Source organism: Methanococcoides burtonii DSM 6242, from assembly GCF_000013725.1.
Classification (GTDB): domain Archaea; phylum Halobacteriota; class Methanosarcinia; order Methanosarcinales; family Methanosarcinaceae; genus Methanococcoides; species Methanococcoides burtonii.
Genome location: NC_007955.1, coordinates 2,297,555 through 2,310,140, shown reverse-complemented (window position 1 = coordinate 2,310,140; position 12,586 = coordinate 2,297,555). Strand labels below are relative to the sequence as shown.

Here is a 12,586-nt window from a genome sequence, read left to right as displayed (position 1 = left end):
GGTTCCCTTAGATCTTACGTACGAATGACCTTAACTGTTCTGTGGTCATTTCCCACAGACCATCGATCAGGTCAAGCAGTTCAGGCAGTATTCGCATTACTACATAGGCAATGACAAAAAGTGCGATTCCTGATCCGAACTTGGCAATGATATGATGAGCAATTTCAAAACTTTCAGGACCGAACCACTGATCACCATATGCAACTATTACAAAGGTATTTCTGATGAGGTTCAATGAATATATCACGGGAACTGAGACCATGAAAGCCTGAAAGAGCTTCCTTTTAGGAGCGTTTATAGAGATTATAAGACCCGTGAACAAAGCAATGCTTTCAATTGCAGTACAGGCAAGTATGATACTAACAGCATATCCATTATAAACTATTTCATTACCACTTACGAGCACATCATGCCCCAACGTCTGGAGCATCCACACTGTATTATTAGTAACTGTGGAAATGATCCACTGATTTAGCGAAGGTATGTTCGCGAAAGGGAAATAGAAAAGAGAACCAAGCGCAGTTGCACTTGTGACCATTAGCACAGTATTGAGGTGACCCTTTTCTTCAGAAACTGAAAAGCCTTTGTAACCCTTGATCATATTCTGTGCCATGAACAAACAGAAAAAAGCAATGGCTATAGTGAGTATTACATTAAAATAATCGTTTATCGCGACATAATGTAATGGCTGGTAAGCCCAGTGTAGTGAAAAGAACACCCACCCTAAACCACCAACCAGAAACTTTATCCTTTTTGTTGGAGGTAGGATAGCAGATGCCATCATTAATGCGACGGCTATCCAAAGTACGTTTTCAATCATGATATAGTATCTTTATAACAGGTATCATATATAGTATCTTGCTAAATGGATAAGGTTCTGTAAAAAATGCCAGTCCCAACAACACCCCTATTGACTGTTGATGCCGTAATCATCTTAAATGGTAAGATTGTACTCATCAAACGGAACAATTACCCGTTCAAAAACGAATTTGCACTACCAGGTGGCTTTGTGGAGGTAGGTGAGACAACTGAAGCTGCGGCAATCAGAGAATCTTTTGAAGAAACCGGATTATCTATCGATCTTGTTAAATTGATCGGAGTGTATTCAGACCCTTCGCGCGATCCTCGTGGACACACTGTGTCCGTATGCTATCTAGCAACAGGTCATGGAAATCCGGAAGCGAACACAGATGCAGCAGATGTAGCTTTGTTCGATCCCGAAAAATTGCCTGAACTGGCTTTCGACCACCGAAAAATGATAGATGATGCAGGAGATGAGATTAATGGAATTCTGTCCAAAATGTAAAAGTATGATGCACCCAATCGAAGGGACGCTTAAATGTAGAAAATGTGGATATGAGAAAGTGAAGGATGCAGCTCCAGACCTTTTGAGCACATCATCAAGGGAAGAAAGAGAGGTCACTGTCCTTGAAGGTGATACTGATATCGGACTTCCTACAACAACTGCAAGATGCGAAGAATGTGGAAACAATACTGCATACTGGTGGCTAAGACAATTAAGGTCCGCCGATGAGTCGGAAACACGGTTTTTCAAATGTATCAAGTGCAGCTACACATGGCGTGAATACGACTAATATATATGATCTACTGAAAAACGCAGTGAAAACATATATACGGGAAATGATATAAACAAATTGAAATTGAGATTATTTGGCGGAGAAACAACATGTTCAAGGCGACAATTGATGCATATCTTCTAAAGGATTCGATCGAAACACTTTCTGTGCTCGTGGACGAAGCAAGGTTCAGGATTTCACCAGAAGGAGTTGTTGTAAGGGCGGTTGACCCTGCAAACGTTGCAATGGTAAGTTTTGACCTTACCCCAGAGGCATTCGATGACTTTGAAGCAAATGACTGTGAATTAGGATTGGACCTTTCAAGGATCAATGATATACTGGGAGTTGCAGACAGGGACGATAAGGTCCAGATGGAACTCGATGAGGAATCAAAGAAACTGAAGATCCAGATAGGCGGTTTTTCATATACAATTTCACTGCTTGACCCATCTACGATCCGTGCAGAACCTAGAATTCCACAGCTTGAACTGCCAGCAGAAATAGTCCTTAACGGAAAGGACCTACAAAAAGCTGTTAAAGCTGCTGAGAAAATAAGTGACCATATGTTACTTGGTGTTGAAGGAGAATCCTTCTTCATGGAAGCAGAGGGTGACACCGACCGTGTGAAGCTCACCATGACACGTGACCAGCTTATTGACATCAAGCCATCTCAAGTGCGTTCACTGTTCTCGCTTGACTACCTGTCAGACATTATAAAACCTGCTTCAAAATCCAACGAGATCTCACTTCACCTAGGCAACGATTTTCCTATAAAGATCAATTTCAGTATTGCCAACGGAAAAGGCACCATTGGATATCTGCTTGCACCAAGAATTGAATCAGACTAAAATGGATAACAGACATCTCGCCTTATACCCCTTTGTTACCGAGGCATCCGAATATGTCGGCAGCCTCGGATTTTCACCGGACAAGCTATTATCTTCGCGTGCACTGGAATCCGCACGTATAAGGGGAAGAGAGCGCGTAATACAAGCGCTTGAAGGCGAGATAGAAAAACCATCCCCATCCAGTTCAGAAGAAGGAAAGATACTTACTGAATTGCTGTCCTACCCTTTTTCCAGGATACTCGTATCCTGCATAGATGACCCTTTTTTAACCCGAAAATATGCACTCGCTGAAGCCAAGGCTGCATACCATTTATTGAAAACACAACAACCTGAGTTCCTACAGGACCTGGCCACTGATTTCAGGATCAATGCGGAGATCTACGAGAATCCGGAAACCCATGACATATTTTTCGACCTGCATTTTACGGATTATATCAAACTTGCAAGTCCTTTGAAGGACCTTAACTGGAAACTGGTAAACCGGAAGATGAAGAAGGGTTACGTAAAGATAAGCAAGGAAGAGCTTGCCCGTCTGCTCCAGGAGGCAATACGCCTGCGGATACAGAACTCACTCCCAGTAACCGTTCCGAAAGAGATATGTGAAGCCTGCATCCCGCATACGGATACAATCAGTGAAGAACTGGAAAAGAAGAAGACCGAATTCGGAGTAGGAGAGTTCCAGAGAGTCGAAAGTGACCTGTTCCCACCATGTATCACGCAAGCGATCGCAAATGTACGTGCAGGAGTTAACCTTGCACATTCGATGAGATTTGCAATGACCTCGTTCTTAATAAATATCGGGATGTCCGTTGATGAAGTGGTAGCAATGTTCAACATCTCCCCGGATTTTGACGAGGAAAAAACACGCTACCAGATAGAACACATCGCTGGAACTTCATCCGGCACAACATATAAACCGCCATCCTGCAACACGATGAGAACCTATGGCAACTGTTCAGCTCCGGATGAGTTATGCAAAGGAGTTAAGCATCCTTTAGGATATTATAGCAGAAGAGTGTGGGTCAAGAACAGGATGCAAAACGATAACGAAAAAGGGCATGAAGAGAAAAAGGAAGGAGAAACTCCCCCTCAGTAAGCATTTATCTCTTTTTGTACTGGCGACATTGTTCCACAAAACTGTCTACAGGGAACGAGCCAGGGTGCGCATGCATATAGCTTGCAAGGGAATTATGCTCCGTGATACCATCCTTTCCGTTCATGATGCCTTTACCACGGGACATTTCGTAAGCAAGCCTTGAATCACTATCACATTCCGTCAGAGAATAATGGAATTCATGGCCTCTGACAGGTCCTTTTATGAACTTGCCTTTTGCTACACCCTCAGTGTATCCAAGTGCTTGAAGCCTTTTTGTCTGCACTGTTTCTGCAGAGAAGAGATCTGCCATCTTGTACACGACATCCTCTATCTCATAGGAACTGCACAGATACTGCAACCCTCCACACTCACCATAGATGGGCATACCATCAGCAGAAAGGTCTTTGAGCTTCTTTGTCGTGCTTGACCGTTCAAGTTCTGCGATATGGAGTTCCGGATAACCTCCACCGAAATACAGGCCATCCACATCAGGAAGTTCACCGTCCAGAGGACTGAAGAACTCAATATTCGCACCACATTTCCTGAACATATCGAACATTTCCTCATAATAGAAACAGAATGCACTGTCCCTGGCAACACCTATGTTTACCTCGGACATATTTCCGACACACCTTTCATCTTCAACTTTAGGCTTAACAGGTTCGCGTGCAAGAGATAGGATTGTGTCGATATCGACATTTTCCTCAATGAAACTTGCAAGCATATCTACATCATAATCCTGCTCAGATGCCATATGCAGACCAAGATGCCTTGAAGGTACTTTCACATCATTGTTCCTCGGAACAGTACCAACGACCGGAATATCCTGAAGGACATCCTTGATCAGCTTTGCATGGCGTGGACTTCCCACCCTGTTAAGGATAACACCTGCAATTTCAACGTCCTTGTCGAATTCAGTAAAACCTTTAACAATAGCACCGGCACTTCTGGACATACCATGTACGTTCACTACCAGTATGACAGGTATACCAAGTGACTTTGCAACATGTGCCGAGCTGGCGATCTCCGTTGAATCCATACCATCATAAAGACCCATAACCCCTTCTATAACAGAGATATCAGCATCCTTGTAACTGTTATCCACAGTTCTGCGAACGCCATCCACACCCATCATGAAAGTGTCAAGGTTCCTTGAGGACACCCCGCAGATAGCTGTATGATGAGTGGGGTCAATATAATCCGGACCAACCTTATAAGGCTGTACTTTCATGTTCCTTTTGGTAAGAGCTGCCATAATTCCCATAGCAACAGTCGTTTTACCGACACCGCTATGCGTTCCTGCAATTAGGACTGATTGTTTCATGGCACTAATTGAGTTGGTTTTATATATATCGATTACCATCTGTTCCACAACTTAAGAATCATTTTGTGTGCACGACCATGAATCCATCCAGTAATAGTTTGACAGACAGGTTCGGACGTACGGTTACAAGCCTTCGGATCTCAATTACGAACCGCTGCAACCTTGATTGCATCTATTGCCACAGCGAAGGTGATGAAGGAAGCAGGAAAGAAATGTCCGCAAAGACAATCTCTGTCATCGTCAGCGCTGCGGCAAAGTTCGGTGTCAACAAAGTCAAGTTCTCAGGTGGAGAACCCCTTGTCAGGAAAGATTTTGAGGACATACTCCGAAAACTTCCAAAACTAAAGGATGTTTCAGTTACAACGAACGGCGTATTTCTCAAAGAGCGCGCATTCAGTCTGAAAGAGGCCGGACTGGACCGCGTCAATGTTAGTCTTGATACCCTCGATCCAGAAAAGTATGCATATATAACTCATGGAAGCCCGGAAACCCTGCATAAGGTCCTTGAAGGAATAGATGCTGCCATAAGTGCCGGACTGACCCCTGTCAAACTGAACATGGTACTTCTAAAAGGTATCAATGAAGATGAGATCGGGGATATGCTGGACCTTGTCCGAAGTAAAAAAGACGATCTGATCCTACAGATAATCCAGGTGATGGATTTCAAGGATGGAAAACAATACGATCTTGATGCGGACAAGATAGAGAAAAAACTTGAAGCACATGCAAACAATATTACCATACGTAACATGCACCACCGTAAGAAATACATCATCGATGGTGCTGAGGTCGAGTTCGTAAGACCGATTGAAAATACGGAGTTCTGCGCCAACTGCAACAGGCTCAGGATAACCGCAGATGGAAAGCTTAAACCTTGCCTGCTGGTCAACAACAACCTCATAGACATCTCAGAAGCAGAACCTGATGAACTGCCGGAACTACTACGCAGATCTGTTGATCGCAGAGTACCATTCTACAGGGACATGAAAGATAAAACAATAATAGGGGAAACGAAAAATGGAAGTAGAACTTAAAGTTGATGGAAATAACATAAAGATCAATCATTTCGTTACAGAGATACTCGCAGCCATGACCGGCTCTTCTGTGGAGACATTACATGGTGTCGAAGAGGGCTGGAAAGAAATGACGATCAAAATTCAAAAATAAGAGATCAAAGACAGGAGCCATAGAGCGAAATTGAACGGACAGCAGCTCTGCAATTCAACCCGTTTTTTCGACATCGTTACATTCATTAACTTATCCCTTCCAGGTTATCCACCCATTAACTCAAATTATAACTGTTTATGACACTTTTAGCGTGGTATTGAGTGAACAATTCTTTAATTCGAACATTGAACTAGTTTAGCCCAAACAACCACGGAATGTATCCGTTCTTCAATTCAGACAACGAAGGTGTTACCCAAAGTATAGTCATGTGTTTATTTTATTAGTCAATCGTTAGGAAATATCCAAAAACTATTTACTGGAGTACTCTATTTACGATATCGTTCAGACATATTATTTAAAATTGATATAATAATACATCCATTTTTCAGACTAAAATACCACAGACTTGATCTAATGAGAACAGAACAGAAAGTTAAGAACTATTTTGAAGAATCGTTTTTGAGCGACCTGAAAGCAGGTCTTATCACTGCAGTTGTGGCACTCCCACTTGCCATCGCTTTTGCAATCGCTTCCGGAGTTGAGCCGGTAATGGGGCTTTACACTGCCATTATTGCAGGAATGCTAGTATCCACTTTTGGCGGCTCCCGCTATTCAATATCCGGACCAACAGGTGCTATGACCGTTATTGTATTATCAACTGTCAATGGCTATGGTGTTGAAGGATTATTGTTAGCAGGGGTCTTAGCAGGTGTTTTCCAGATACTTTTCGGCATTTTTCGTTTGGGAAAAGTTGTAAAATATATCCCGCTGCCAGTCATATCAGGATTTACAAGCGGTATCGGAATAATAATATTGATCGGACAGCTATCCAATGTATTCGGATTGGTATTGCCTGCCCGTGAACATGTGTGGGAAACCGTTTATGATGTTTTCACAAGCATTGACGCGATGAATATTTTGGCATTAAGCATGTTTGCAGGTACAATAATACTCATGCTACTGTTGCCAAAAGTATTGTCTAACATAAAATATCTGAAAAATATCCCTGCCTCCATCATAACTTTAGTACTTTCAGTTATCCTCACATATCATTTCGATCTGAAGATACCTATAGTAGGAGAGATCCCAAGTATCATACCCCAGATCCACATGCTGGACATCAACATAGGACTCATGTATGCAGTCCTTCCAGCAGCATTTACCATAGCTCTTCTCGGAACCATAGAATCACTCCTTTGTGCTGTGGTCTGTGATGCAATGACGAACACCAAACACAACAGCAACAAGGAACTGATAGGCCAGGGAATTGCAAATGTTATCCTTCCGTTCTTTGCAGGCATTCCTGCAACAGCAGCGATCGCAAGAAGTGCGGTCAATATAAGAGAAGGTGCCAAGACCCGTATGTCAGGGGTCATTCATGCATTGGTACTACTGGGGATATTGATATTCTTCGGACCAATAGCACAGTACATTCCAAAAGCATATCTTGCAGGTATACTAGTACTTGTCTCGATCAAAATGGTCAATGTAGATGAGATCAGGACCACGATAAATATCAGCAAGATGGATACGTTCGTCCTATTGACGACATTTGCATTGACGGTGCTAACTGACCTTGTATTTGCCATTCAGGCAGGTATGTTCCTTTCAATCATACTACTGTTCATACGCCTGACCAACATAATCGATGTCCAGTCAATGGAGGGCTACGACCCTTCCGAAGGAATAAATGCTACGATACTTTCAGACCCTTACCTGAAAGATAATGTAGCGGTCTATACGATAAATGGTCCATTCTTCTTCGGTGCAATGGCCGTATTCGAGAACAAGGTCGATGAACACATACATATGAGCAAGCCCCATATAATAATAAGAATGCGTTATGTTCCTTTTATCGATACCACAGGTATAGAGAGGTTGAAAAGCTTCATCACTACCAGAAAAGGAACAGGTGAAAAAGTATATTTGACAACGGTACAGCCGGAGGTAATGAGATCGATCAACTCTGACACGGTCCTTAGCAAGTTAATGCAGGAAAAGGATGTCATAGTATTCAAAAGCACACAGGAAGCCCTTGGATATTTACAGGAAAGGGAGGGAAATTGATGAGAACATCCCTACCTGTTCAAAATAGATTAGAGAAGCTATACTGTTGAACTGAGATATCCAGGGAGATATATGAACATCTGACCGTAAGGTCACATCAGATGTTCAATTTCTGAAAAGTTGATGGGAGATGTTGCATCCAGTGATATAGGTGTCACTGAGATGTGACCTTTTTCTATGGCATTGACATCAGTGCCTTTTTCGGCTGTGTGGATAAGGTCACCTGCTATCCAGTAATATGGCCTTCCCCTTGGATCGCGGCGTTCCTCCACACCCGTACGGAAGAACTTGCGAGCAAGCCTTGTTATTTCAACTTCAGAGTCCTCTTCTACAAAATGAGGAATGTTAATGTTCAAAAGATCGACATTTTCAGGCAGACCGTTTTTAAGGACTTTTTTTGCAACACCGTTCACAAATTTGATACCAACATCGAAGTCATGCTGGAAATCCCGGAGGTCATCGAATTTCAATCCCTCTTCGGTCACCTGCAAGGATGCGGCAATGGCAGGAACACCATAACTTGCACCTTCCAGTGCAGCTCCGATGGTCCCGGAGGTCGTAATAGTGTCTGTGCTGATGTTCTCACCTATATTGAAGCCAGAAAGGATCAGGTCGGGCAATTCCTTCATGATAGTAAAGATACCCAGAATAACAGAATCAGTAGGAGTCCCACCGATCGCATGTACCTCAATACCGTCAATGGTAGTACGAGTAATACGCAGTGGTTCGAATATGGATATGGAACGACCCACACCACTTTGCTGCTGAGCTGGTGCTGAGACAGTAACATCACCAAGGTCGGACACGCTGCGGTAAGCTGCTCTGATACCGGCAGCATACACACCATCATCATTGGTAAGAAGTATTCGTTTTGACATTGTGCATTCTTTGTTCTTTGGAGTGTTATAGTTAATGGAACAAGAATGAAAAAAAGAAGGAGTAGGAATCTAAAATTAACAGGAACAGAACAGTCCCAAGCAAATTTATTTCACATTGAGTGCAGTAACTCCATCTCCGGCTTCACCTTGTTATAGTGTGCATTGAAGGAGCTTTCAAGAAAACCAACGAACTGACCACCATTTGCCTCAAGCTCATTTTCATTGATAGATTCCATTACCTTAGGATCATCGATAATAGGATCGCATATATAGATCTGAAGATCACCGGCAGCATCCATAAAAACAGATGGTCGGACACCCGTATTGTCGTATTCTTCTACTACGCCTCTGAAAACCAATGACATATATTTTACTGCTTGCATCATGGACACTTCCCTTCCTACTTAAGTTACAGAATCTATGGACATGCATATATCAAGCGTGTCCATGAAACGAAGACAATCGTAGCAAATTGTGTACACATATGTACACACCGAAGAGAGAGGACATTGATTATCGCTATCTTGCGCCATTGACAAGAAATATACAAATGTAAAGTTTTGAAGATAGACTACTCAAATGAGAAATGTATTTAAACCATTGAAGGATACGGATAGAACACGTTTCACTAATTATTTAATTTACACATTATGATTATAGAATAACGACTACAGTTGGAATCATTATGCTTGAAGATGAATATCAAATCGATTTTTTCTCTGATAACGGTTTTGTTAGAAAACAGTGCCCTACGTGTGGTAACTTCTTTTGGACACGAGACATAGAAAGGTCTACGTGCGGAGATGCGCCATGCGACCCTTATTCATTTATTGGAAATCCAGTGTTCAAAAAAGAGTTAGAGCTTCCAGACATGCGAGAGTTCTACCTGAACTTTTTTGAAGAGCAGGGCCATACCCGTATAGAAAGATACCCAGTCATCGCCAGATGGAGAGATGATATATACCTGACAATTGCGTCAATTGCTGATTTTCAGCCATTCGTTACATCAGGCCAGGTTCCCCCACCGGCAAACCCATTGACGATCTCCCAGCCATGCATAAGGCTTTCTGACCTTGATGCGGTTGGGAAGAGTGGAAGGCACCTTACAACTTTCGAGATGATGGCACACCATGCCTTCAACACGAAGAACGAGGAAATATACTGGAAAGAGCACACTCTTGAACTGTGCGATGGACTTCTCAATTCCCTTGGCGCAGACCCTATGGCTGTTACCTATAAGGAAGAACCATGGGCAGGCGGTGGAAATGCAGGAGCATGTGTTGAAGTACTCATTGGAGGACTTGAGGTCGCAACCCTTGTGTTCATGAATCTCAAGAAGGACAAAAATGGAGATATCGACATCAAAGGTGACATGTATTCCAAGATGGAAAATTACATCGTGGACACTGGGTACGGACTTGAAAGGTTAGTCTGGGCTTCAAAAGGTTCACCAACCATTTACGATGCAATTTTCCCCAGTATTGTGAACGAACTTATGGGACTGGCAGGTATCGAACACGAACTGGAGAACAATGAATATTCACATATCCTCTCACAGAATGCACGCCTTGCAGGACTTATGGACATAAGCGAGAAGGCAAACCTATTGGAACTGAGAAAACAGGTTGCGGCAAGCATTGGCATCACTGCGGACAAGCTCAGCTCCATCATGGAGCCTGTGGAAAATGTCTATGCCATAGCTGACCATACAAGATGTCTGACGTTCATGATCGGTGACGGCATCATACCATCCAATGTGAAAGCCGGATATCTGGCAAGACTTGTCATACGCAGAACTCTCAGAATGATGAAGGACCTTGGTATAATGATCCCTATTTCTGAGATAATACAGATGCACATCAACAACCTGCCCGAATATCCGGAATTCCAGAAAAGGTTCGATGTAATCAAGGATATCCTGGAACATGAGGAACGTAAGTTTGCAGAAACTCTCGAACGTGGAAGAAGAATGATGGAGAAATCCGCCAGACATTACAAAGAGAGCGGTGAGAAAATGCCACTGGAGACGATCATCGACATGTATGACAGCCATGGCATACCACCAGAGATATCGAAAGCAGTAGCATCTGATGTAGGTGTCGAAGTCGATCTGCCAGACAATTTCTATTCACTTGTTGCAGACAAACATAGCCAGTCCGAAGAGAAAGAAGAGAAAGTTGTGCCTTTTGCTGACAAGATCGCGAGGTTACCTAAGACAAAGAGGTTGTTCTACGATGAGCCTAACAGAATGGACTTCGATGCTGTTGTCCTTGAAGTGTTCGATAACCATATCGTCCTTGACAACACGCTCATGTATCCGGAAGGAGGAGGACAGCCTGCAGACCACGGAACCCTTACTGTCGAAGATGTTGTGCTGAAAGTTGTTGATACCCAGATGTATGATGGCGTAGTTGTACACACCATAAACGAGATAGAGGACGAACTGCACATACGAAAAGGCGATATGGTGGTCGGCAGAGTCAATGAAAAGCGCCGTATGGCACATGCAAGACATCACACTGCAACCCATATAATCAATGATGCTGCAAGAGAAGTTCTGGGTAGCCACATTTGGCAGACAGGTGCACAGAAGTTCGCAGACCGTGCACGTCTTGACATTTCACATTACAAACGTATCACCCAGGAAGAGGCAAACCAGATCGAGATTATTGCAAACCACACCGTTATGAAGAACAAGCGGATCATAAGCGACTGGATGGATAGGACAGAGGCCGAACAGAAATACGGTTTCCGACTGTATCAGGGAGGAGTTCCCCCGGGAAAGATGATACGTGTACTTCAGGTAGGAAACGATATCGAGGCATGTGCTGGTACACATTGTACGAACACTGGTCTGGTAGGTCCAATAAAGATACTGAAGACAGAGCGCATACAAGACGGTGTCGAACGCCTGGAATACGCAGCAGGAGAAGCAGCTATTATTGCCATGCAAGATATTGAAACCCTTGTGCGTGATTCATCTGAAACATTGCGCGTATCAGCAGAACAGCTTCCTTCGACCATCGAGAGATTCTTCGATGAATGGAAGGAACTTAAGAAAGAGAATAACAAACTCAAAGAAGAGCTTGCTCACTCAAGGGTCAGCCAGCTTGTCAACGACGCTGAAGATGTGAACGGAATTCGTATCATCACAAAAGCAATACCACATGCAGACAGTGAAGAGCTTACAAAGACAGCCGGAGAACTCACACAGGAAAGTAATGTTGTCGCGATCCTTATCAGTGAGATGGATGGCGTTAAGATCGTTGCAACTGCAGGAGATGATGCTGTGAAAAGGGGTGTTAACGTTGGTGCTATCGTCAAGGAGATGTCAACGATGGTCGGTGGAGGCGGCGGAGGCCGTCCTAACATGGCACGCGGTGGAGGAACAGATCCTTCAGGCATGGACAATGCATTATCACGCAGTGTCGAACTTTTGAAAGAACAGCTCAATTAAGAACATTGGTAAGATACATAGGTACCTTTATTGGTAATTGAAGCCAAACGCCCACAGGTCAGTGTTCCTGACCTGAAGGCACTTTTTTATAATTATATCGTTGTAATGCAAATACATTCTTTTCTTTGAGCCATATGCCCCAAATAGATCATTCACAAATATCTTATCGATA

The 12,586-nt window shown here is 43.2% G+C and carries 12 protein-coding genes; 8 read left to right on the top strand and 4 right to left on the bottom strand.

The window, feature by feature from the left end; translation table 11 throughout:
- Positions 1-7: 7 nt before the first annotated feature.
- Positions 8-820 (bottom strand): archaeosortase A, encoded by an 813-nt coding sequence (gene artA / locus MBUR_RS11335; RefSeq protein ID WP_011500197.1) that lies wholly within the window; start codon positions 818-820, stop codon positions 8-10.
- A 66-nt stretch (positions 821-886) separates the two neighbouring features.
- Between artA and MBUR_RS11330 the strand changes: the two genes are divergently transcribed.
- From MBUR_RS11330 to priL, 4 genes are all read left to right on the top strand, one after another.
- On the top strand, positions 887-1,306 hold the full coding sequence (locus MBUR_RS11330; protein ID WP_011500196.1) for an NUDIX domain-containing protein: 420 nt from the start codon (positions 887-889) through the stop codon (positions 1,304-1,306).
- On the top strand, positions 1,284-1,595 hold the full coding sequence (locus MBUR_RS11325) for a transcription factor S (RefSeq protein WP_011500195.1): 312 nt from the start codon (positions 1,284-1,286) through the stop codon (positions 1,593-1,595). The genes MBUR_RS11330 and MBUR_RS11325 overlap by 23 nt, the downstream gene beginning before the upstream one ends.
- A 92-nt stretch (positions 1,596-1,687) precedes the next feature.
- Entirely contained in the window at positions 1,688-2,425 is a 738-nt protein-coding gene (locus MBUR_RS11320) for a DNA polymerase sliding clamp (protein ID WP_011500194.1), read from the top strand.
- Position 2,426: 1 nt separating this feature from the next.
- A complete protein-coding gene (priL, locus tag MBUR_RS11315; RefSeq protein ID WP_011500193.1) occupies positions 2,427-3,521 on the top strand; it encodes a DNA primase regulatory subunit PriL in 1,095 nt (364 codons plus the stop codon).
- A 4-nt stretch (positions 3,522-3,525) separates the two neighbouring features.
- Here the strand turns inward: priL and MBUR_RS11310 are convergent, their stop codons facing one another.
- Positions 3,526-4,845 (bottom strand): cobyrinate a,c-diamide synthase, encoded by a 1,320-nt coding sequence (locus MBUR_RS11310; protein WP_048063668.1) that lies wholly within the window; start codon positions 4,843-4,845, stop codon positions 3,526-3,528.
- A 77-nt stretch (positions 4,846-4,922) separates the two neighbouring features.
- Between MBUR_RS11310 and moaA the strand changes: the two genes are divergently transcribed.
- The 3 genes from moaA (at position 4,923) to MBUR_RS11300 (ending at position 8,079) form a co-directional block, all read left to right on the top strand.
- Positions 4,923-5,879, top strand: coding sequence for a GTP 3',8-cyclase MoaA (moaA, locus tag MBUR_RS11305; RefSeq protein WP_011500191.1), 957 nt, complete (start codon positions 4,923-4,925; stop codon positions 5,877-5,879).
- Positions 5,863-6,012 carry a hypothetical protein gene (locus tag MBUR_RS14210; RefSeq protein WP_198003747.1) on the top strand — a complete coding sequence of 50 codons (150 nt, stop codon included), beginning with the start codon at positions 5,863-5,865 and terminating at the stop codon, positions 6,010-6,012. The genes moaA and MBUR_RS14210 overlap by 17 nt, the downstream gene beginning before the upstream one ends.
- A 414-nt stretch (positions 6,013-6,426) precedes the next feature.
- The gene (locus MBUR_RS11300) at positions 6,427-8,079 is read left to right on the top strand and encodes a SulP family inorganic anion transporter (protein ID WP_011500190.1); all 1,653 of its coding nucleotides are present in this window, start codon (positions 6,427-6,429) and stop codon (positions 8,077-8,079) included.
- A gap of 92 nt (positions 8,080-8,171) precedes the next feature.
- Here the strand turns inward: MBUR_RS11300 and surE are convergent, their stop codons facing one another.
- Both surE and MBUR_RS11290 read right to left on the bottom strand, forming a co-directional pair.
- Positions 8,172-8,957, bottom strand: a complete 786-nt coding sequence (surE, locus tag MBUR_RS11295; protein ID WP_011500189.1) for a 5'/3'-nucleotidase SurE — start codon at positions 8,955-8,957, stop codon at positions 8,172-8,174.
- A gap of 110 nt (positions 8,958-9,067) precedes the next feature.
- Positions 9,068-9,343 carry a hypothetical protein gene (locus MBUR_RS11290; RefSeq protein WP_011500188.1) on the bottom strand — a complete coding sequence of 92 codons (276 nt, stop codon included), beginning with the start codon at positions 9,341-9,343 and terminating at the stop codon, positions 9,068-9,070.
- Positions 9,344-9,642: 299 nt separating this feature from the next.
- Here MBUR_RS11290 and alaS point away from each other — a divergent pair, with 299 nt between their 5' ends.
- On the top strand, positions 9,643-12,414 hold the full coding sequence (gene alaS / locus MBUR_RS11285) for an alanine--tRNA ligase (protein WP_011500187.1): 2,772 nt from the start codon (positions 9,643-9,645) through the stop codon (positions 12,412-12,414).
- Positions 12,415-12,586 lie beyond the last annotated feature (172 nt).

What these genes read in the sequence shown, in the direction of transcription:
- artA (WP_011500197.1), bottom strand. Translation starts at nt 820, where the DNA reads ATGATTGAAAACGTACTTTGGATAGCCGTCGCATTAATGATGGCATCT.
- MBUR_RS11330 (WP_011500196.1), top strand. Translation starts at nt 887, where the DNA reads ATGCCAGTCCCAACAACACCCCTATTGACTGTTGATGCCGTAATCATC.
- MBUR_RS11325 (WP_011500195.1), top strand. Translation starts at nt 1,284, where the DNA reads ATGGAATTCTGTCCAAAATGTAAAAGTATGATGCACCCAATCGAAGGG.
- MBUR_RS11320 (WP_011500194.1), top strand. Translation starts at nt 1,688, where the DNA reads ATGTTCAAGGCGACAATTGATGCATATCTTCTAAAGGATTCGATCGAA.
- priL (WP_011500193.1), top strand. Translation starts at nt 2,427, where the DNA reads ATGGATAACAGACATCTCGCCTTATACCCCTTTGTTACCGAGGCATCC.
- MBUR_RS11310 (WP_048063668.1), bottom strand. Translation starts at nt 4,845, where the DNA reads ATGAAACAATCAGTCCTAATTGCAGGAACGCATAGCGGTGTCGGTAAA.
- moaA (WP_011500191.1), top strand. Translation starts at nt 4,923, where the DNA reads ATGAATCCATCCAGTAATAGTTTGACAGACAGGTTCGGACGTACGGTT.
- MBUR_RS14210 (WP_198003747.1), top strand. Translation starts at nt 5,863, where the DNA reads ATGGAAGTAGAACTTAAAGTTGATGGAAATAACATAAAGATCAATCAT.
- MBUR_RS11300 (WP_011500190.1), top strand. Translation starts at nt 6,427, where the DNA reads ATGAGAACAGAACAGAAAGTTAAGAACTATTTTGAAGAATCGTTTTTG.
- surE (WP_011500189.1), bottom strand. Translation starts at nt 8,957, where the DNA reads ATGTCAAAACGAATACTTCTTACCAATGATGATGGTGTGTATGCTGCC.
- MBUR_RS11290 (WP_011500188.1), bottom strand. Translation starts at nt 9,343, where the DNA reads ATGATGCAAGCAGTAAAATATATGTCATTGGTTTTCAGAGGCGTAGTA.
- alaS (WP_011500187.1), top strand. Translation starts at nt 9,643, where the DNA reads ATGCTTGAAGATGAATATCAAATCGATTTTTTCTCTGATAACGGTTTT.